This is a genomic window from Ruegeria sp. CDSA021, from assembly GCF_059612325.1.
The window spans coordinates 411077-428100 of sequence record NZ_JBXWQJ010000001.1; the positions used below are offsets into that span (position 1 = coordinate 411077).

A 17024-nucleotide genomic window follows, 5' to 3' on the forward strand; every position below is an offset into this window, starting at 1 on the left:
CAGGCGAGGGCCATGGAAGGTTTTACAATAATTGACGGGGTCGTCGCCCTGATCATCGTGATGTCGGGCATATTGGCCTACTCGCGTGGCTTCATGCGCGAGGTTCTTGCCATCGCAGGCTGGGTCGCAGCGGCCGTTCTGGCGTTCATCTTTGCACCACAGGCCGTGCCGCTGGTCAAGGAGATCCCGGTTGTAGGAGATTTTCTGCGCGACAGTTGCGAGCTTTCGGTCATCACAGGTTTTGCGGCAGTCTTTGCCATTGCGCTGATTGTGGTCAGCATATTCACCCCCCTGTTTTCTTCGCTTGTGCAACGCTCGGCCTTGGGCGGTCTTGATCAGGCACTGGGTCTTTTCTTCGGAATCGCACGCGGCATCCTGCTGGTTGCGATCGCCTTCTTTGTCTATGACACCGTCATGACCGGCCAGTCATACACGATCGTCGACGAAAGCCGTTCGGCCAAAGTGTTTGAACAGTTCAGCAGCCAGATCGAAGAACAAAACCCCGAGGCCGCTTTGGGTTGGGTTACAGCGCAATATGAAGAGCTGGTGGCTAGCTGCACGGCAGACAACGCCCAGCCCGCAACCACGGCACCTGCCGAAGGTTAAACGCTCTTTCGTTTGGATTTCACGGAAAAGCCCGGCCCTGCCCGGGCTTTTTTCATGCCGGTCAGCTGAAACCTTCGCCACCACATACGGTGCAGCGGATGGTTTTCAATCCGAAACACCCATCGCACCGGCTGAAGATGGGTTTACCCAAAGTATCGCGGCCTTTGACAACTTCGCCTGCACCGTTGCAGATCTGACAGGGCGCGCGCCCCATGCCTCGGCACCGATGACACCGTTGTTTGATCCGTTCCTGCTTGTTCTGTTGAGGCTTATGCTGCCACATTCAGGCCCTCTGCGTGCTTGACCACTCTAAACTTGCACATATTCACTAGCATGACAGCATATATGACTGCACATGTCATCCATTTCATGAGCAAGCGTCTCCGCGCACAAATTCAGCCTGCGGCAATAGGTGAGTGTGATCCTTTGATGACAGCCCGCTCATTAGTCTTTATGTGAAGGCCAACCCGCCACGGAATCGGAGCCACCGATCTTGTTCTTTCTGTACGAATGCGCGCTGGTCGTGATGATAGTCGCCCTATTGGCGTCAAGTTCACCTGCTACCAAAACACCCGCGCAGGCTTTGCAGACGGCCCGAAACCGAAGAGCGGTCAGTCCTCAGATCAAATCGTCATAGAAGTTGGAGCCCCGTAAATGTGTGGGATTTTGGGAATCGCAAGCCGGACACATGATGTGTTTGCCGAGATCTATGACGGGCTGCTGATGCTGCAGCACCGGGGTCAGGATGCTTCCGGGATCGTGACCTATAATGGCGAGTTTTTCCGCGAGAAGAAGGCCAACGGTCTCGTCAAAGACGTGTTCAATGCGCAAGATGCCGAAACCCTTTTGGGCCAGGTTGGCATGGGCCATGTGCGTTATCCGACGGCCGGATCGCTTAGTGCCGCCGAGGCGCAGCCCTTCTTTGTGAACGCCCCTTACGGCATCTACCTGGTTCACAACGGCAACATTACCAACACCGCCGAACAGCGCGAAAAGGTTACCGGCAAATACAGCCGTCACCTGCGCACCACGTCAGATTCCGAAATCCTGCTGAACGTACTGGCCGACAAGGTGGCGGACGCGATCAAGGTGAACGGCAATGCCGAACCCATCCGCAATCTGTTTGCCGGTGTGAAGATGACGATGGAACGCGTTCAGGGCGCCTATTCCGTGATCTGTCTGGTCGCAGGTGTCGGGATGCTGGCATTCCGCGATCCGTTTGGCATTCGTCCGCTGTCGGTTGCAAAGCGCGAGGTGGATGGCCAAGGCGATGACTATGCATTTGCTTCGGAAGACGTGGCCTTTGGCATCAACGGCTTCGAAAAACTGCGTGATCTGCGCCCGGGTGAAGCGATTCTGATCGATCTGGACGGCAACATGCACGAGTTCCAGGCCGTCGAAGGCAAGCTGACGCCCTGTATCTTTGAGTATGTCTATCTGGCTCGTCCGGACTCCTTGCTGGATGGCGTTTCTGTTTACAAAACCCAGATGCGTATGGGTCAGACGCTGGCTAAACAGATTCAGGACTCGGGTCTGGAAATCGACCGGATCATTCCTGTGCCGGACAGTGCCCGCCCCGTGGCGCTGGAAGCCGCCAAGATCACCGGCATCCCTTATCGTGAAGGACTGGTGAAAAACCGTTATGTCGGACGCACCTTCATCATGCCGGGTCAGGCAGAGAGACAGAAGTCCGTTCGCCGCAAGCTGAACGCCGTCCCGCTTGAGTTTGACGGGCACAGCGTTTTGCTGATCGACGATTCCATTGTGCGTGGCAACACCATCAAAAAGATCGTTCAAATGTGTCGCGACGCCGGAGCCAAGAAAGTCTATGTCGCCAGCGCCTCGCCCCCGGTGCAGTATCCCAATGTCTACGGCATCGACATGCCAACCAAGGCCGAACTGATCGCAAACGGCAAAGAGATCGAAGAGATCCGCGAAGAGCTGGGCGCGGATGCGCTGTTCTATCAAGACCTCGACGATCTGATCTGGGCGGCCAAAGAAGGCAATCCCGAGATCGAAGCCTTTGACTGTTCTTGCTTCGACGGCAATTACATCACCGGCAGCGTCAGCGAGGATTATCTGGACAATCTGGAAAACAGCAGCCGCGTCAGCCAGAAACGCGCCGATATGCAGATTCCGGGCGGATCGTGGAACGCAGCCAAGCTGGCCTCGGGCTGATCGGCAAACGCTTGGAATTCAGCCGACACCGAGACGATACGAATCGCTTCGGCAAAACCGATTGATCCCAACAGCTCACGGTGCTGCGATGAGTGGAAACTTGCCGCAACTCCGCGGTGAACGTCTTGAGTTCTCAATGGCTTTCATTTGCCGGTTTCAGCCTTGATGACGTGTGCGTGTGATGCGCTTTTGCTTATCCCCTGGTTTTGGTAACTGACCGGCACCACTCACCTAGCAAAGGGGTTCGGGCCATGGTCCGCGCCGCAAACCATGTCGAACTCGATAGTCAAAAGCACGGCCACGCAGAAGGGCGCATTGAAGAAGAATACCGTGTCGGTATTGGGGATATTTGGACCCAAAAGTGATCTGCGTGCCTTGATGCGCCTATCATCGGGCCGTGTGAAAGAAGTCAAACCCGGCAGCCGTGTTGCCTCGGGTACAGTGATTGCCATTGATGAAGATGGCATCATGCTGCGACAAAGCGGCCAGACCAAGCGTATCACCATTCCCGGCAGCTAATCGCGTCTTGACGCCCCGCGCGCGGGGGTTCAAACCGCAGCCATGACCGATCAGACCAAAATTGCCCTTGTCACCGGGGCCTCTCGCGGGTTGGGCGCTGCCCTTGCCGAAGCTCTGGCACCCGAATATCACATCGTCGCCGTCGCCCGCACCACCGGCGGGCTGGAAGAGCTGGACGACCGGATCAAGACCAAGGGCGGCTCGGCCACGTTGGCCCCTATGGACATCACCGATCCCAATGCCATGGCGACCCTGTGCCGGGGTATTCACGACCGATGGGGTAAGGTGGACTTATGGCTGCACACGGCCATTCACACGTCTGCGCTGACGCCTGCACATTTCATTGATCCGAAAGAGTGGTCAAAGGCCGTCAATACCAACGCCAATGCAACCTCGGTTCTGATTCCCTATGTGACGCCCCTTCTGGGCGAAAATGGTCATGCGGTGTTCTTTGACGACCCGAAAGCTGGCGAGAAGTTCTATGGCACCTATGGGGCCACCAAGGCCGCGCAGATCGCTCTGGCCCGAAGCTGGGCCGCCGAGACCGAGCGTACTGGTCCGCGCGTTTCGATTGTCGAGCCTGCACCGATGCCTACTGCCGTACGCGCACGTTTCCATCCCGGAGAGGATCGGGAAGCGCTGAACAGCACCGCAGATGAAGCAGCGCGGATTCTGGCGTTACTTTAGAAAATGGCCCTGACGGGCCATGCCTCCGGCGGAGGTATTTTTAGCCAGATGAAGCCGGGATCAGGCGATATGAACGCCGTTGCGGCCAGCCAGATCGACAAAGAACTGCCAGGCGACACGGCCCGAGCGCGAACCGCGCGTGGCCTGCCATTCGATCGCCTCGGCGCGCAGGGTATCTGTATCAACTGAGACACCATAAGCCGCGCAATAGCGGTCGATCATGGCAAGATATTCGTCTTGATCGCAGGGGTGGAAACCCAGCCAAAGACCGAAGCGGTCGGATAGTGAGACTTTTTCCTCAACTGCTTCCGATGGGTTGATGGCGCTGGACCGTTCGTTTTCGATCATGTCTCGCGGCATCAGGTGACGACGGTTCGAAGTGGCGTAAAAAACAACGTTTTCAGGGCGTCCTTCTATGCCACCATCCAGAACGGCCTTGAGCGATTTGTAATGCTGATCATCGTGGCTGAACGACAGGTCGTCACAGAACAGGATGAATCGGTACGGTGCAGAGCGCAGGTGGTTCAGCAAGCGGGCGACCGAGGCCATGTCCTCGCGCTGTAGCTCCACAAGTTTCAGGTCAGGATGATCCGCGCTTAGTGTGCCGTGGACCGCCTTTACAAGGCTGGACTTCCCCATTCCCCGCGCACCCCACAACAACGCGTTGTTCGCCTTGTAACCGGACGCGAACCGGCGGGTGTTGTCGAGCAATGTGTCCCGCGACCGGTTTATTCCAACCAACAGATCCAGATCGACGCGATTAACCTGCTCAACCGGTTCCAACCGTTCCGGTTCCACATGCCAGACAAAAGCCGGGGCTGCGTTGAAATCCGGTGTGGCCAGAGGCGCCGGTGCCATGCGTTCCAATGCAGCGGCAATGCGGTTCAGGGCTTGTTCGTCCATCGGATCCTCCGGTCAAATTTGGATGGGTTCAAAGCATGTTCTGATTGGCGCAACAAGGCCCACAAACGAAAAAGGCGCACCCCGATGAGGCGCGCCTGTGTTGTTTTCTTAGCAGATTACTTCTTGTCTTCGAATTCCTGCATCAGGTCTTCATCCGCCTCTGCCTCTTCATCGTCGTAGTAGCCGTCGGCACGCAATTGCTCTTCCCGCTTCCGTTCAACCCGGGCCACCAGGAAGATCGAAATCTCGTAGAGGCCATAGACCACAATAAAGAGAATGATCTGAGTGATCACGTCAGGTGGCGTCACAACGGCCGCCAGAACCAAAATGCCAATAACCGCATATTTGCGCACGGCACCCAGCCCCTCGGCGCTGACCAGCCCAGCCTTGCCCATGAGGGTCAAAAGAACCGGCAACTGGAAGCAAAGTCCAAAGGCCACGATAAACTTGATCGTCAGGTTCAGATATTCCTGCGCCGAACCCTGGAACACCACGCTCAATGGTGCAGTGGTTGAACCATCTGCCAGGGCTTCACCTTCAGCGCCGAACTGCTGGAATCCCAGGAAGAAATCATAGGCCAGCGGCGTGACGACATAAAAGGCAAAGCTTGCGCCCAGAAGGAACATGAACGGCGAGGCCAGCATGAAGGGCAGAAACGCGTTCTTTTCCGTCTTGTACAGGCCCGGTGCCACGAAGCGCCACATCTGCATTCCGATATATGGAAAAGCCAGAATGAACCCGCCCAGCAGCGAGACCTTGATGGCCACAAAGAACCCTTCCTGCGGCGAGATGAAGATCAGCCCGCAATCCTGCCCGCGTTCGGTCAGAACCTCACACAGAGGATTGGTCAGAAAATTGAAAAGCGGCGTGGCCACGGTAAAGCAGATGATCATACCGACCAGAAAGGCCGCGACACAGTGAATCAACCGCGTGCGCAGCTCGGCCAGATGTTCGATCAATGGGGCCGAGGTATCTTCGATCTCGTCGGTTTTAGTCATGTCTTGCTTTCAGTGTTCAGCGCCGCTTCGGCCTCTTCAGCTTTGACCAGCGCATCTGCAGCTTCTTTGGCCTTACGCTCGGCAGCGGCGCGGGCAGTGGTGGCCTGAATCTTCTTGGCCTGCTCGGCGCGCTCTGTCGCCAGCTTACCGGTTTCGCTGTCCGGATCGAACTTGGTGGGATCGATGCTTTTCGCCATTTCCTGCGCAGCTTGTTTTACGCCGTCCATAGCCGAACCCACAGGATTCGCGGCGGCGTTGAGACCTTGCTTGATCTCATTCACCCCGGCCTGATCGGCGGCCTCGTTCATGGCACTGCTGAACTCACGCGCCATTCCGCGCGCCTTGCCAACGAAGCGCCCGACATTGCGGAACATCACCGGCAGGTCCTTTGGCCCCACAACGATCAGGGCAACAATGCCAATGACCAGAAGTTCGGTCCAGCCAAGATCAAACATCTGAGCTTACACCTTGTCTTTCTCGGTCTCGGGTGTGACGTCTTTGGCCACTTCGGCAGCGTCCTGATCCAACTCGTCCGCGCCTTCCTTGACACCTTTCTTGAACGACGTGATGCCTTTGCCAACTTCGCCCATCAGCGAACTGATCTTGCCACGGCCAAACAGAACCAGAACCACAACGGCGATCAGCAGAAGACCGGGAAGGCCGATATTGTTGAGCATGTCTCTTCTCCTTTTTCATCGACGCGGTTGCGCGCCGGGAATATGAACTGGGTCCGTGTTTACGCCCGGACGCTTTGTGTCAAAAGGGATCAGGCGCAGATTGAGGGTAAAATTTGATGTCATCCGGCAGAATCTAAGGGGTCGCATTTTCCAACTGACAGGTTTATGTCAGTTGGGTATGATTAATGAGGCGATATCGAAACCTGGTCAACGGAGAACCACATGACCCATGTTGCAGAAATCGTCACCTTCACCCTCGCCAATGACACCACACCGGAAGAGTTCGTGAAACTCAGCCAGACCTCTGAAGCCTTTGTGCGCAGCGCGCCGGGCTTTGCCCACCGCCAGCTCAGCCAGGGCGAAGACGGTCGTTGGACCGACTATGTCGTCTGGACAGATATGAAGGCCGCTCAGGACGCCGCAGCGCAATTTCCGAAACAGGACTTTGCTGCGGGCATGATGGCTGCCATTGACCCGGAAAGCGTCCAGATGCGCCACGAGAACGTGCTATGGAACATGACTGCCTAGGCGCAGTCTGGACGGCGTGACATGCGCCGCACGGATCGCCTGTTTGATATCATCCAGATCCTGCGCGACGGCAAACTGCACCGCGCGCAGGACATTGCGGACCGGCTCGAGGTGTCGGTCCGTACCATCTATCGCGACATGGATACGCTGGTGGCTTCGGGTTTTCCGGTCGAGGGTGAACGCGGCGTAGGTTACATGGTGCGCGAGCAGATCACGCTGCCCCCACTGAACCTGACCACAGCCGAGCTTGAAGCGCTGAACCTTGGCATGGCCATCGTGGCCGAGGCTGCCGACCCGGACCTGAAAGCCGCCGCCAATTCTCTGGCCGACAAGATCGACACTGTCCTGCCCACGCAAGTGGTAGCAGAGGCCGACGCATGGAAGTTCGCGGTCTACCCCTTTGCCGATGCCGCCCGCGGGCTGGCACATATGGCCCCGATCCGCGCTGCCATCAAATCCCGCCAGAAACTCCGCTTGTCATATCGACGGATAGACGGGGTTCTGACCGACCGATCCATCCGTCCGCTTCACATGGAATATTGGGGCCGCGTCTGGACCCTTACGGCATGGTGCGAGTTGCGCCAGGGTTTCCGCGTCTTCCGTATCGACCTGATCGAATCCGTGACGCCGCTACCGGAACTCTTTGCAGATGAACCCGGCAAACGCCTGAGCGACTACAACCCAAACGCCTGACCTTCTTCATCTTTTCAGAAATACTCCCGCCGAAGGCATGGCCCGGAACGGGCCATTCACCCTCACTTCAGGTAAGGTTCGGGATCGACCGACTCGAACCCTTTGCGCACTTCAAAATGCACATAGGCGTTGTCGCCACCCCGCAACTGCGCCAGCTTTTGCCCACGACGCACCTGGTCGCCTTTCTTGACCGCGATATCATCGACATTGGCATAGACCGTCAGCAGGTCGTTCTTGTGTTTGACGACGATGATCGGCACCTGATCCGCATCAGCCGTAATCGCCGCAACGGTGCCTGCCTCGGCTGCTGTCACGGCCGTTCCGGGTGCTGCGGCAATGTCGATGCCTTCATTCTTGCCCTTGTTATAGCCACGAATGATGGTACCGCTCACCGGCAAAGACAGCGCTGAAGACCGAGAGTTGGTCGGGGCCTCGGCTGTCACATCCGGGGCCTCTGCCAGAGGCGCGACGCTTTCCTCGGGCAGCGGTTGCGTAGCACTCGGAGGGGTCGGGGTCGGCGACCCCTGCCCCGGCTCGGTCACTTCCGTAGCCACTACCGGCGCCGCAGCAGCAGCGTTTTGCCGTGGTGCAGTTTGGTTCTTGACCGGGATCAGCAGAAACTGACCTTCGCGTACGGTGAAGTCGGGGCCCAGCCCATTCCATTCGGCCAGCGCGTCGATCGGCACCTGATAGAGCCGCGAGATGGTATATGCCGTCTCGCCCCGCTTGACCTTGTGCCGGACCGGTTCCGGCCCCGTGGCCACAGGGGCCGGCGTTGGCGTTGGCGCGGGTTGCACAGGTTCCAGTGTTGTCGTCTGGACCGAGCTGGTATCCTGGGCCTGATCAATAGCGTTTCCAGCAACCGAGGCGATGTCCACCCCGCTGCCCGCACCGACCGAACGCGGCAGGGCCAACACTTCGCCATCTCGCAGGGTGTCGGTGGTCTGTAACCCGTTGAAGCGCGACAACTCACCTTCCGGCAGACCCACCCGTGCCGCCACATCCCGCACCGTGTCACCCTGTCGGGCCACGACAACCTGATAGTTGGGATAAGTGATTACGCCCCGGCTGTCCGGCGTCGGCCGTGATGTGGTGGCGGATTGCACCGCGTCAGTGGTCGAGAACCCGCCGACCTGCCCGCGCAGATCATAGTCCAGAGGCCCCTCACACCCGGCCAGAACGGCCACAGCGACCAGTCCGGTCGCGCAGAGGCGCATAGATGGTTTGGATACTGCTTTCATAATTCTGTCCTCAAAGCCTGCCCCTGTTGTCCGGGGTTCCGGCGACCAATTCACAAAGCCTGCTACGTTTCGTCCCTGCCAAGCCCCTCAAGCAGAGGCACAAAACGAACCGACGTCAATTCATCATAGTCCAGACCGGTCTCGGTGCGCGTCACTTTGATCAGCTGCTGCACCGCATCCGACTGTCCCACGGGTAAAACCATGATACCCCCGATTTTGAGCTGCGCCAAGAGCGGGCCCGGAGGGTCTTCGGCTGCAGCCGTCACAATGATCCGGTCAAAGGGTGCCTGTTCCGAAAGACCATAAGATCCATCCGACAACATCGCGGTGATATTGGTCAGCCCCAGATCGGCAAATAGCTTGCCCGTTTCGCTGACCAGCCGCCGGTGGCGTTCGACGGTATAGACCCGACGTGCCAGTTTCGACAGGATCGCCGCCTGATAACCCGAGCCGGTTCCGATCTCGAGCACGGTGTCCCGCGCCCGCACATCCAGCGCCTGTGTCATCAACCCGACGACCGAAGGCTGGCTGATAGTCTGACCGCAGGCAATCGGCAGTGGCATGTCCTCGTAAGCACGGTCTGCGAAAAGGCCGGTGACAAACCGCCCCCGGTCCACCTGCTCCATCGCCGCCAGAACGCGCGCATCGGTCACGCCCCGTTTACGCAGGGCAAACAGGAACTGCATTACGGTTTCAGGATCCAGTCCGCTCATTCGACTGCCTTCAATGCCTCCAGCATGTCGTGCGCGGTCAAGTCAGCGCGCATCGGCGTGACCGAGATATAGCCTTCCAGATTGACCGCCGCATCGGTGCCCGGAGCCGTCGGGTTGTGCTGATAGCCGCCCTTGATCCACAAGAACCGCCGCCCCGAGGGCGAGCTGTGCGGCTCGACCGAGAAATGCGTGTCGCGTCGAAAGCCCTGCGCCGCCACGCGTGTTCCCAACACGTCATCTGCCGGAACGGGTGGGAAATTCACGTTGTAGAACAGACGGTAATCGCCCTGCTCTGCCGGGGTGGCATCCAGAATGCGCCGCACCAGATCGGCCCCAAAGCGCGCAGCGGCCTCAAACGGATCATCCAGCCCCAGATTGCGTGGGCCAAAATACTGCGACAATGCAATCGCGGGTACGCCCTGCAGCGCCGCTTCCATCGCGCCACCAATAGTGCCGGAATAAAGCGTGTTCTCAGCCGAATTGTTCCCGCGATTCACACCGGACAAAATCAGATCTGCCGGGCAATCCACCATTACATCATGCAACCCTGCCAATACACAATCCGCAGGCGACCCCTCGGCCGCATAGCGCCGCTCGCTCAGCTTGGCGATCATCGTGGGATGGGTGTAGCTGATGCAATGCCCTACGCCGGACTGCTCGAAGGCAGGCGCAACCACCCAGACCTCACCATCCGGTCCGGCCAGCTCGGCTGCAATCGCTTCCAGCGTGATCAGGCCCGGAGCGTTGATCCCGTCATCATTGGTCAGAAGAATACGCATGCCCGTTTCACCCCCGCGTTTGGCCCTTGATAGACCCCGACCTGCGTTGCGGCAAGCGACGTGGACCCCCAATCTGAGGCTTTCGCGCACCACTTGCGGGGAAATCGAGCGGTTGAACTTACGTGTCGGGGAAAACGAAACACCGGTCGCGTCGGATAGTCAGCCACATGACCCTGCCCGGACCCGGCACAAAGACATTCGGAACCGTGGCCCTGAGGATCGAACCGTCATAGTCCATGCGAAATTCTATCAGGCTTTCGTTGCCAAGGAAGCGCGCGCGTTCAACGACACCGCGCGCCGCGACACCATCCGTCGGCGTGGGCAGAGGTCCCTTGCCGTTGCGGTCGAAATCCAGCTTGACGTGCTGCGGGCGGAAAACGATCTCGACATCCGTTCCATCCGGAATACCCGGCGCAAGGAATTGGCCAAACGGCGTATCCGCCAACGCCCCATTCACCTGCGCGCGCAACACGTTGACATCACTGAAAAAGGCCACAGCCGCCTTGTCTGCAGGGCGGGTATAAACGTTATAGGGCGCGCCCTGCTGGACGATCTTGCCGCGCCGCATCAGGGCGATTTCGTCAGCCATGCGCATCGCCTCTTCCGGCTCGTGCGTGACCAGCAAAACGGCGGCGTCCTCTTCCTTGAGGATGGCCAGTGTTTCGTCCCGAATGCCGTCTCGCAAACGGTTGTCGAGGCCCGAGAACGGTTCATCCATCAGCATGATCCGCGGGCGCGGCGCCAATGCGCGGGCCAATGCCACACGCTGCTGCTCACCGCCCGACAACTGATGCGGAAACCCGTCGATGAAGCGCATCAGGTCTACTTTGCGCAGCAATTCCTCAACCCGGGCGCGCTTTTCGTCCTTGGTGCCTTTCAGACCGAATGCCACGTTGTTGGCCACGCTCAGATGTGGGAACAGCGCAAAATCCTGAAACATCAGACCGATCTCGCGCCGTTCCGGCGGCACCCGGAACACCGTGTCGCAGATCAGCTTGCCATCAACGTAAATCTCACCCGAGTCCTGCATTTCGACCCCGGCGATCATGCGCAGCGTCGTGGATTTGCCGCAACCTGACGGCCCCAGCAAACAGGTCACCTTGCCCGCCCGCACGGTCAGCGACACGTCATCCACGACCACCCGCCCTTCGAACCGGCGGATAATGTTGCGAATTTCCAAACGCGGAGGAGTTGCGTTACCTGTCACCGATGGACCCCATTTGCCTTTCCCGATCAATTCCATCGGGCTTGGGCGGGGATAGCAACCCCGCCCCTCAGGTGCAAGGGATCAGCAGCAACCACCGCCCGAAGATGCGGCCTCACCCATGGCCTCAAACGGGCTTTCACCGCCGCAGCCTTCGAAGATGCCGTAATGGGTAGAGAAGTCGCCGATAAAATCAAAGTGCCGCGCGAACCGTGTATCCTGCAACATCATCCATGTGTTGCCACAGACCGGAAAGACCTTGCCGGTTTCGATGATATGGTGATCGTCCAGAACAAACTCATGCGGCGCATTGGGCACGGTGCCCTTATAGATCACCGCCTGGCCATAGTCTTCACAGGCCGGTTCCAGCGCGGGCAGTTTGAACAGGCGGTAGGTGGCCGACAGGAATTTCAGCGGGGCCACACGTGCTTCGAGCACGGGGTTTTCGATGGTCAACGGGCGGTGCGTCTCGCGACGCGGATCACCAAAACCGGCCTTGCGCGCCATCGACAGGAAGTCATTCCAGTACAAAGCACCCGACAGGCATTCGCCATACAGAACCTCATCTTCGGCCATCGCCTGCGGGATACGGCGGTCTGCGTAGACGTCCGAGAAATACATCTCGCCGCCCTCTTTCAGAAGCCGATGCGCGCCGCGCAGAACAGCATCCTTGTCGGTTGCAAGGTTGATCACGCAGTTCGACACGATGATATCGAAAGACCCCGGTTCAAGGTCCAGTTCATCCAGTTTTTCGATATACCCGTGATGGAATTCAACGTTGCTTTTTGCATGCCCAAAGGCTTGGGCATGATAGTCCTGATGCGCGCGGGCAACATCCAACTGCTCGGGCGTCATGTCCACACCGACCACCCGGCCCTTTTCGCCCACCATGGCCGACAAGGCATAGACGTCACGCCCCGCGCCGCAGCCCAGATCGAGGATCGACATGCCTTCAAGATCCAGAGGCGCAATCAGACCGCAGCCGTAATACCGGGTCAGCACCTCGTCATGGACCTTCGAGAGGATCTTTTTGACGTGATCCGGCATGTCATCGGGCGTGCAGCACGCGTTGGTCTGCAAATCCGCGCTGCTTTGCAGGACTTCACCATAATAATTCTGCACCGACTCATGCTTCATCGCGCTCTTCCCCTTGTAAGTGGTTGCATCGCAGCTAATGCAGCTACCTCTCGTTCGCAATCCGGGGAAGGTGTTTCTGACGAAACCGTGAGCCTTCCGGCGCAGCTTTAGCCCAGCAGATCAAAATCCAATCCAGCGCGAACTACACCGTTTACCTGAACTTCCAACCGATGCGCGCCGGGCACCAGCTTGAACGTCGTGGCATCACCCTTAAACTTGTGACGCTTGGCCAGCTTCAGCTTGCCGCCTTTCAAAGCTGCCTGCTTCAGCTTATGAACCTTGGCTGAGGTTTTCCCCCCAGGGCGTTGAAAATGAATAATATAATCGACCAGAACCGGTTGTTCGCCGTGCCCGCTCAGACTAACTGAAAACTCAAGTGCCTCGCCAATGCGCGCTTCGGAATTCAGATCAATCACAACCGCAATACCAGCATCCGGATCATATCCCAGCATCTTCATTGCTTCCGGATGCCCCGCTTTTACAAGGCCGCGCAGCGTATGAGAGGTTATCCAGTCCAGCTCTGCCGCGGCCTGACGTCCCTCAGAGCGCCAATCCCCCAGACGCACCAGCACCAAGTCCGGGTCCTTCTTCGTGATGTCGTTCAGGTGATTGGCCACTGACCGCGTCACATACCTGGTGGTGTCACCGTGCAGCCGGTCCAAAAGAGGCAGCGGATCGGTCAGCTCAAGATCAATACCCTGCCCCCAAGGCAACCGGGGTCGTGTGCCCTCGCTGACCAATCGGCGCACATGATAGCTGTCATGGGTGCACCAGTCCTGCATCCGCCCCAGCACTTTGTCCGGGTCATGGTTCAGAAAGGGCCGAATGGCCCATTCCATTGAAAACCGCTGGGTTATCTCTTCCAGAACATCCAACGCCAAATCCACGTGATCCAGCCCGATGTCTGCGACCCACTCACCCAACGGTCCAAAGATGAAATCCCCGAAATCATCATCTGTTTTCGTGGGGTCCAAAGGCGGTGGCAAGGCACGCAGGATCACCGGAGCAACCGTTGGCAAATCCCCCGGCACGGCCTGTTGCAGGCACGTTGCGATCCAGGCCATACGCTCTTTCAATTCCAGTTCAGGCAGGCGCGACATGACTTGCGCCTGAAACGCCGAGGCATCGAACGCCGGTTCAGCACTCGCAAATAACCCACTGATATAGCGCGTCTTCTCAGCGTTGAACAACTGATCCTTTAACGAATAACCCTGCGCCATGGTCACATCGTCACATTGGTCGCGCCGCCATCCAGCAGGATGTTCTGGCCGACAATGAAGCCCGCGTGTTGCGAGCACAGGAAAGCGCAGGTCGCACCAAACTCCAGCCGCGAGCCATAGCGTCGAGCCGGAATTGTCGCCGCGCGGTTGGCGCGCGCTTCGTCCATCGTGATGCCCTGCTGCGCTGCCACCCCGCTGTCCAGCGAATCCGCTCGATCCGTGGCATGAATACCCGGCAACAGGTTGTTGATTGTGACGCCATGAGGCGCAACCTGACGGGCCGTTCCCGCCACATATCCGGTCAATCCGGTCCGTGCCGCATTCGACAAGCCCAGAACCGCAATCGGCGCACGCACGGATTGCGAGGTGATATTCACCACCCGACCCCAGCCCTTGTCCATCATTCCGGGAAGCAACGCTTTCATGAACGCAATTGGCGTCAGCATGTTGGCGTCCAGCGCCTTGATGAAATCATCGCGCTCCCAGTCCAACCACATTCCCGGAGGAGGTCCGCCTGCATTTGTCACAAGAATATCAACGCCCTGCGCGGCGTCTATGACCTGCGCCTGACCCTCGGCGGTTGTCACGTCACATGCGACCGTCTGCACCTCAACGCCATGCTCTGACCGCAGTCGAGCCGCCTCGGCCTCCAAAGCGTCAGAACCACGTGCATTCATCACAAGGTTCACACCGGCAGCCGCCAAAGCCTCGGCACAGCCCAGACCCAACCCTTTGCTGCTGGCACAAACCAGCGCGCGTTTTCCTTGAATTCCCAGATCCATCGGATCCTCCCTGTCAGTCATTGCCGTATGTCTAGCACCGGCCAGACAGGGAAGACCAGAAACGGCTTGGTGATTAGTAGAAGAACTCTTCCCGAATGATCTTGCCGTCAGCGACGTGATAAACACCCACTTCGCGCATATCGAACGCTTCGCCGCTTTCCTTCACCTTGCCCTGCACTTCGAAGATCACGGCAAAACGGTCGTCGCCATGGGGAAACGGGTCACTGACGGACGCACCGGAAACCTCATGGGCGTTTTCCCACCACTCATGCTTGCCACGGATGGCTTCGACCCCTTTGGTTTCCCGACCCATTCCCTGAAAGTCCTGCCCTTCGACCGAAACGGCGTCAGGGGCGTAAAGCTTTTCAAGGTTCTCTTTGGCACGATTTTCCCGGCAACCGGCCACCAATTCGTCGGCGATCTCTTTCAAATTCATTGATCCACTCCATAATTTGTTCACTATATGTTCTTATTGCCACAGACGTATGATTCGAACCACCCCCTTTGTCTTGCCTCGGCAGGATTCACCGCATATACGCGCGCTTATGCTTGACACCTCGAACCAACCCACCTTGCCGCCCCAGATTGCCCGGCGCCGGACATTCGCCATCATCTCGCACCCGGATGCGGGCAAGACCACGCTGACGGAAAAGTTCCTTTTGTACGGCGGCGCGATCCAGATGGCGGGACAGGTGCGCGCCAAAGGCGAGGCACGACGGACACGGTCGGACTTCATGCAGATGGAAAAGGATCGGGGCATCTCGGTCTCGGCCTCGGCGATGTCGTTTGACTATGACAACTTCCGCTTCAATCTGGTGGACACGCCCGGTCACTCGGATTTTTCCGAGGATACCTATCGCACGCTGACCGCCGTGGACGCGGCTGTAATGGTGATCGACGGCGCGAAAGGTGTGGAAAGCCAGACCCAGAAGCTGTTCGAGGTCTGCCGCCTGCGCGATCTGCCGATCCTGACCTTCTGTAACAAGATGGACCGCGAAAGCCGCGATACGTTCGAGATCATCGACGAAATTCAGGAAATGCTGGCCATCGACGTCACGCCTGCCGCGTGGCCGATCGGCGTAGGCCGCGACTTCATCGGCTGTTACGACATGCTGCGCGACCGGCTGGAACTGATGGACCGCGCCGACCGCAACAAGGTGGCTGAAAGCATCGAGATCAACGGTCTGGACGACCCGAAACTGGCCGAGCACGTGCCCGAGCATCTGCTGGACAAACTGCTGGAAGAGGTCGAGATGGCGCGCGAGTTGCTGCCCAAGCTTGACCCACAGGCGGTACTGGAAGGGCATATGACCCCGATCTGGTTCGGTTCGGCCATCAATTCGTTCGGCGTCAAGGAACTGATGGAAGGCATCGGTGCCTATGGCCCGCAGCCGCAGGTTCAATCCGCTGAACCCCGCCAGATTTCACCGGACGAAAAGAAAGTCTCCGGGTTTGTTTTCAAGGTGCAGGCCAACATGGATCCCAAGCACCGCGACCGGGTTGCCTTTGTCCGCATGGCAAGCGGTCACTTCAAGCGCGGCATGAAGCTGACCCATGTGCGGTCGAAAAAGCCGATGGCAATTTCCAACCCTGTGTTGTTCCTGGCTTCTGACCGGGAATTGGCGGAAGAGGCATGGGCCGGAGACATCATCGGCATCCCCAACCACGGGCAACTGCGCATTGGTGATACGTTGACCGAAGGTGAAGCGATCCGCGTCACCGGCATCCCCTCTTTCGCACCGGAATTGCTGCAAACAGTGCGCCCCGGCGACCCGATGAAAGCCAAGCATCTGGAGAAGGCGCTGATGCAATTCGCCGAAGAAGGCGCGGCCAAGGTGTTCAAACCTTCGATCGGCTCGGGGTTTATCGTCGGCGTCGTCGGCGCGCTGCAATTCGAAGTGCTCGCCAGTCGGATCGAGATGGAATATGGCCTGCCCGTGCGCTTTGAGGCTTCGCAATTCACGTCGGCCCGCTGGGTCAGCGGTGAAAAGGGCGAGGTTGAAAAGTTCGTGAATGCCAACAAGCAGCATATCGCCCATGATCACGACGGTGACATCGTTTACCTGACCCGCCTGCAATGGGATATCGACCGGGTCGTGCGCGACTATCCGGCGCTGAACCTGACCGCCACCAAAGAGATGATGACCTGAGGCAACTGG

The 17024-nt window shown here is 58.4% G+C and carries 19 protein-coding genes; 7 read left to right on the forward strand and 12 right to left on the reverse strand.

Going from position 1 to position 17024, the window contains the following annotated elements; genetic code table 11:
• Positions 1-12 precede the first annotated feature (12 nt).
• From AC2FLD_RS02050 to AC2FLD_RS02065, 4 genes are all read left to right on the forward strand, one after another.
• Positions 13-606, forward strand: a complete 594-nt coding sequence (locus tag AC2FLD_RS02050) for a CvpA family protein (RefSeq protein WP_050602272.1) — start codon at positions 13-15, stop codon at positions 604-606.
• A gap of 654 nt (positions 607-1260) precedes the next feature.
• A complete protein-coding gene (gene purF / locus AC2FLD_RS02055) occupies positions 1261-2784 on the forward strand; it encodes an amidophosphoribosyltransferase (protein WP_496672882.1) in 1524 nt (507 codons plus the stop codon).
• Between the two features lie 315 nt (positions 2785-3099).
• Positions 3100-3303, forward strand: a complete 204-nt coding sequence (locus tag AC2FLD_RS02060) for a hypothetical protein (RefSeq protein ID WP_253276798.1) — start codon at positions 3100-3102, stop codon at positions 3301-3303.
• A gap of 42 nt (positions 3304-3345) precedes the next feature.
• The gene (locus tag AC2FLD_RS02065; protein ID WP_496672879.1) at positions 3346-3990 is read left to right on the forward strand and encodes an SDR family NAD(P)-dependent oxidoreductase; all 645 of its coding nucleotides are present in this window, start codon (positions 3346-3348) and stop codon (positions 3988-3990) included.
• A 60-nt stretch (positions 3991-4050) separates the two neighbouring features.
• Here the strand turns inward: AC2FLD_RS02065 and AC2FLD_RS02070 are convergent, their stop codons facing one another.
• The 4 genes from AC2FLD_RS02070 to AC2FLD_RS02085 all read right to left on the reverse strand — a co-directional run bounded on the left by AC2FLD_RS02070 (position 4051) and on the right by AC2FLD_RS02085 (position 6568).
• Entirely contained in the window at positions 4051-4893 is an 843-nt protein-coding gene (locus tag AC2FLD_RS02070) for an ATP-binding protein (RefSeq protein ID WP_050602267.1), read from the reverse strand.
• Positions 4894-5009: 116 nt separating this feature from the next.
• A complete protein-coding gene (tatC, locus tag AC2FLD_RS02075; RefSeq protein WP_496672876.1) occupies positions 5010-5891 on the reverse strand; it encodes a twin-arginine translocase subunit TatC in 882 nt (293 codons plus the stop codon).
• Positions 5888-6346 (reverse strand): Sec-independent protein translocase protein TatB, encoded by a 459-nt coding sequence (gene tatB / locus AC2FLD_RS02080; RefSeq protein ID WP_050602265.1) that lies wholly within the window; start codon positions 6344-6346, stop codon positions 5888-5890. The genes tatC and tatB overlap by 4 nt, the downstream gene beginning before the upstream one ends.
• A 6-nt stretch (positions 6347-6352) precedes the next feature.
• Positions 6353-6568 carry a twin-arginine translocase TatA/TatE family subunit gene (locus tag AC2FLD_RS02085; protein WP_050602264.1) on the reverse strand — a complete coding sequence of 72 codons (216 nt, stop codon included), beginning with the start codon at positions 6566-6568 and terminating at the stop codon, positions 6353-6355.
• A 222-nt stretch (positions 6569-6790) separates the two neighbouring features.
• On the opposite strand from AC2FLD_RS02085, the gene AC2FLD_RS02090 reads away from it, so the two are divergent.
• Both AC2FLD_RS02090 and AC2FLD_RS02095 read left to right on the forward strand, forming a co-directional pair.
• Positions 6791-7096 carry a hypothetical protein gene (locus AC2FLD_RS02090; protein WP_496672874.1) on the forward strand — a complete coding sequence of 102 codons (306 nt, stop codon included), beginning with the start codon at positions 6791-6793 and terminating at the stop codon, positions 7094-7096.
• Between the two features lie 21 nt (positions 7097-7117).
• Positions 7118-7789 carry a helix-turn-helix transcriptional regulator gene (locus tag AC2FLD_RS02095; protein WP_050602262.1) on the forward strand — a complete coding sequence of 224 codons (672 nt, stop codon included), beginning with the start codon at positions 7118-7120 and terminating at the stop codon, positions 7787-7789.
• A gap of 62 nt (positions 7790-7851) precedes the next feature.
• On the opposite strand, the gene AC2FLD_RS02100 is transcribed toward AC2FLD_RS02095, so the two are convergent.
• The 8 genes from AC2FLD_RS02100 to AC2FLD_RS02135 all read right to left on the reverse strand — a co-directional run bounded on the left by AC2FLD_RS02100 (position 7852) and on the right by AC2FLD_RS02135 (position 15301).
• On the reverse strand, positions 7852-9030 hold the full coding sequence (locus AC2FLD_RS02100) for a peptidoglycan DD-metalloendopeptidase family protein (RefSeq protein WP_496672871.1): 1179 nt from the start codon (positions 9028-9030) through the stop codon (positions 7852-7854).
• 62 nt (positions 9031-9092) lie between these two features.
• On the reverse strand, positions 9093-9743 hold the full coding sequence (locus AC2FLD_RS02105) for a protein-L-isoaspartate(D-aspartate) O-methyltransferase (protein ID WP_050602260.1): 651 nt from the start codon (positions 9741-9743) through the stop codon (positions 9093-9095).
• The gene (gene surE, locus AC2FLD_RS02110; RefSeq protein ID WP_496672869.1) at positions 9740-10522 is read right to left on the reverse strand and encodes a 5'/3'-nucleotidase SurE; all 783 of its coding nucleotides are present in this window, start codon (positions 10520-10522) and stop codon (positions 9740-9742) included. Before surE ends, AC2FLD_RS02105 begins: the two co-directional genes overlap by 4 nt.
• A 118-nt stretch (positions 10523-10640) precedes the next feature.
• On the reverse strand, positions 10641-11765 hold the full coding sequence (locus AC2FLD_RS02115) for an ABC transporter ATP-binding protein (RefSeq protein WP_496672866.1): 1125 nt from the start codon (positions 11763-11765) through the stop codon (positions 10641-10643).
• 45 nt (positions 11766-11810) lie between these two features.
• Positions 11811-12863, reverse strand: coding sequence for a methyltransferase domain-containing protein (locus AC2FLD_RS02120; protein ID WP_496672863.1), 1053 nt, complete (start codon positions 12861-12863; stop codon positions 11811-11813).
• A 107-nt stretch (positions 12864-12970) separates the two neighbouring features.
• Entirely contained in the window at positions 12971-14083 is a 1113-nt protein-coding gene (locus AC2FLD_RS02125) for a DNA alkylation repair protein (protein WP_496672860.1), read from the reverse strand.
• Between the two features lie 2 nt (positions 14084-14085).
• Positions 14086-14865, reverse strand: a complete 780-nt coding sequence (locus tag AC2FLD_RS02130) for an SDR family oxidoreductase (protein WP_496672940.1) — start codon at positions 14863-14865, stop codon at positions 14086-14088.
• Between the two features lie 73 nt (positions 14866-14938).
• The gene (locus AC2FLD_RS02135; RefSeq protein WP_496672857.1) at positions 14939-15301 is read right to left on the reverse strand and encodes a SnoaL-like domain-containing protein; all 363 of its coding nucleotides are present in this window, start codon (positions 15299-15301) and stop codon (positions 14939-14941) included.
• Between the two features lie 109 nt (positions 15302-15410).
• Here AC2FLD_RS02135 and AC2FLD_RS02140 point away from each other — a divergent pair, with 109 nt between their 5' ends.
• Positions 15411-17015: a peptide chain release factor 3 gene (locus AC2FLD_RS02140; protein ID WP_496672854.1), complete on the forward strand. Its 1605-nt coding sequence runs from the start codon at positions 15411-15413 to the stop codon at positions 17013-17015.
• Positions 17016-17024: the final 9 nt, after the last annotated feature.

What these genes read in the sequence shown, in the direction of transcription:
- AC2FLD_RS02050 (WP_050602272.1), top strand. Translation starts at nt 13, where the DNA reads ATGGAAGGTTTTACAATAATTGACGGGGTCGTCGCCCTGATCATCGTG.
- purF (WP_496672882.1), top strand. Translation starts at nt 1,261, where the DNA reads ATGTGTGGGATTTTGGGAATCGCAAGCCGGACACATGATGTGTTTGCC.
- AC2FLD_RS02065 (WP_496672879.1), top strand. Translation starts at nt 3,346, where the DNA reads ATGACCGATCAGACCAAAATTGCCCTTGTCACCGGGGCCTCTCGCGGG.
- AC2FLD_RS02070 (WP_050602267.1), bottom strand. Translation starts at nt 4,893, where the DNA reads ATGGACGAACAAGCCCTGAACCGCATTGCCGCTGCATTGGAACGCATG.
- tatC (WP_496672876.1), bottom strand. Translation starts at nt 5,891, where the DNA reads ATGACTAAAACCGACGAGATCGAAGATACCTCGGCCCCATTGATCGAA.
- tatB (WP_050602265.1), bottom strand. Translation starts at nt 6,346, where the DNA reads ATGTTTGATCTTGGCTGGACCGAACTTCTGGTCATTGGCATTGTTGCC.
- AC2FLD_RS02085 (WP_050602264.1), bottom strand. Translation starts at nt 6,568, where the DNA reads ATGCTCAACAATATCGGCCTTCCCGGTCTTCTGCTGATCGCCGTTGTG.
- AC2FLD_RS02090 (WP_496672874.1), top strand. Translation starts at nt 6,791, where the DNA reads ATGACCCATGTTGCAGAAATCGTCACCTTCACCCTCGCCAATGACACC.
- AC2FLD_RS02095 (WP_050602262.1), top strand. Translation starts at nt 7,118, where the DNA reads ATGCGCCGCACGGATCGCCTGTTTGATATCATCCAGATCCTGCGCGAC.
- AC2FLD_RS02100 (WP_496672871.1), bottom strand. Translation starts at nt 9,030, where the DNA reads ATGAAAGCAGTATCCAAACCATCTATGCGCCTCTGCGCGACCGGACTG.
- AC2FLD_RS02105 (WP_050602260.1), bottom strand. Translation starts at nt 9,743, where the DNA reads ATGAGCGGACTGGATCCTGAAACCGTAATGCAGTTCCTGTTTGCCCTG.
- surE (WP_496672869.1), bottom strand. Translation starts at nt 10,522, where the DNA reads ATGCGTATTCTTCTGACCAATGATGACGGGATCAACGCTCCGGGCCTG.
- AC2FLD_RS02115 (WP_496672866.1), bottom strand. Translation starts at nt 11,765, where the DNA reads ATGGAATTGATCGGGAAAGGCAAATGGGGTCCATCGGTGACAGGTAAC.
- AC2FLD_RS02120 (WP_496672863.1), bottom strand. Translation starts at nt 12,863, where the DNA reads ATGAAGCATGAGTCGGTGCAGAATTATTATGGTGAAGTCCTGCAAAGC.
- AC2FLD_RS02125 (WP_496672860.1), bottom strand. Translation starts at nt 14,083, where the DNA reads ATGGCGCAGGGTTATTCGTTAAAGGATCAGTTGTTCAACGCTGAGAAG.
- AC2FLD_RS02130 (WP_496672940.1), bottom strand. Translation starts at nt 14,865, where the DNA reads ATGGATCTGGGAATTCAAGGAAAACGCGCGCTGGTTTGTGCCAGCAGC.
- AC2FLD_RS02135 (WP_496672857.1), bottom strand. Translation starts at nt 15,301, where the DNA reads ATGAATTTGAAAGAGATCGCCGACGAATTGGTGGCCGGTTGCCGGGAA.
- AC2FLD_RS02140 (WP_496672854.1), top strand. Translation starts at nt 15,411, where the DNA reads ATGCTTGACACCTCGAACCAACCCACCTTGCCGCCCCAGATTGCCCGG.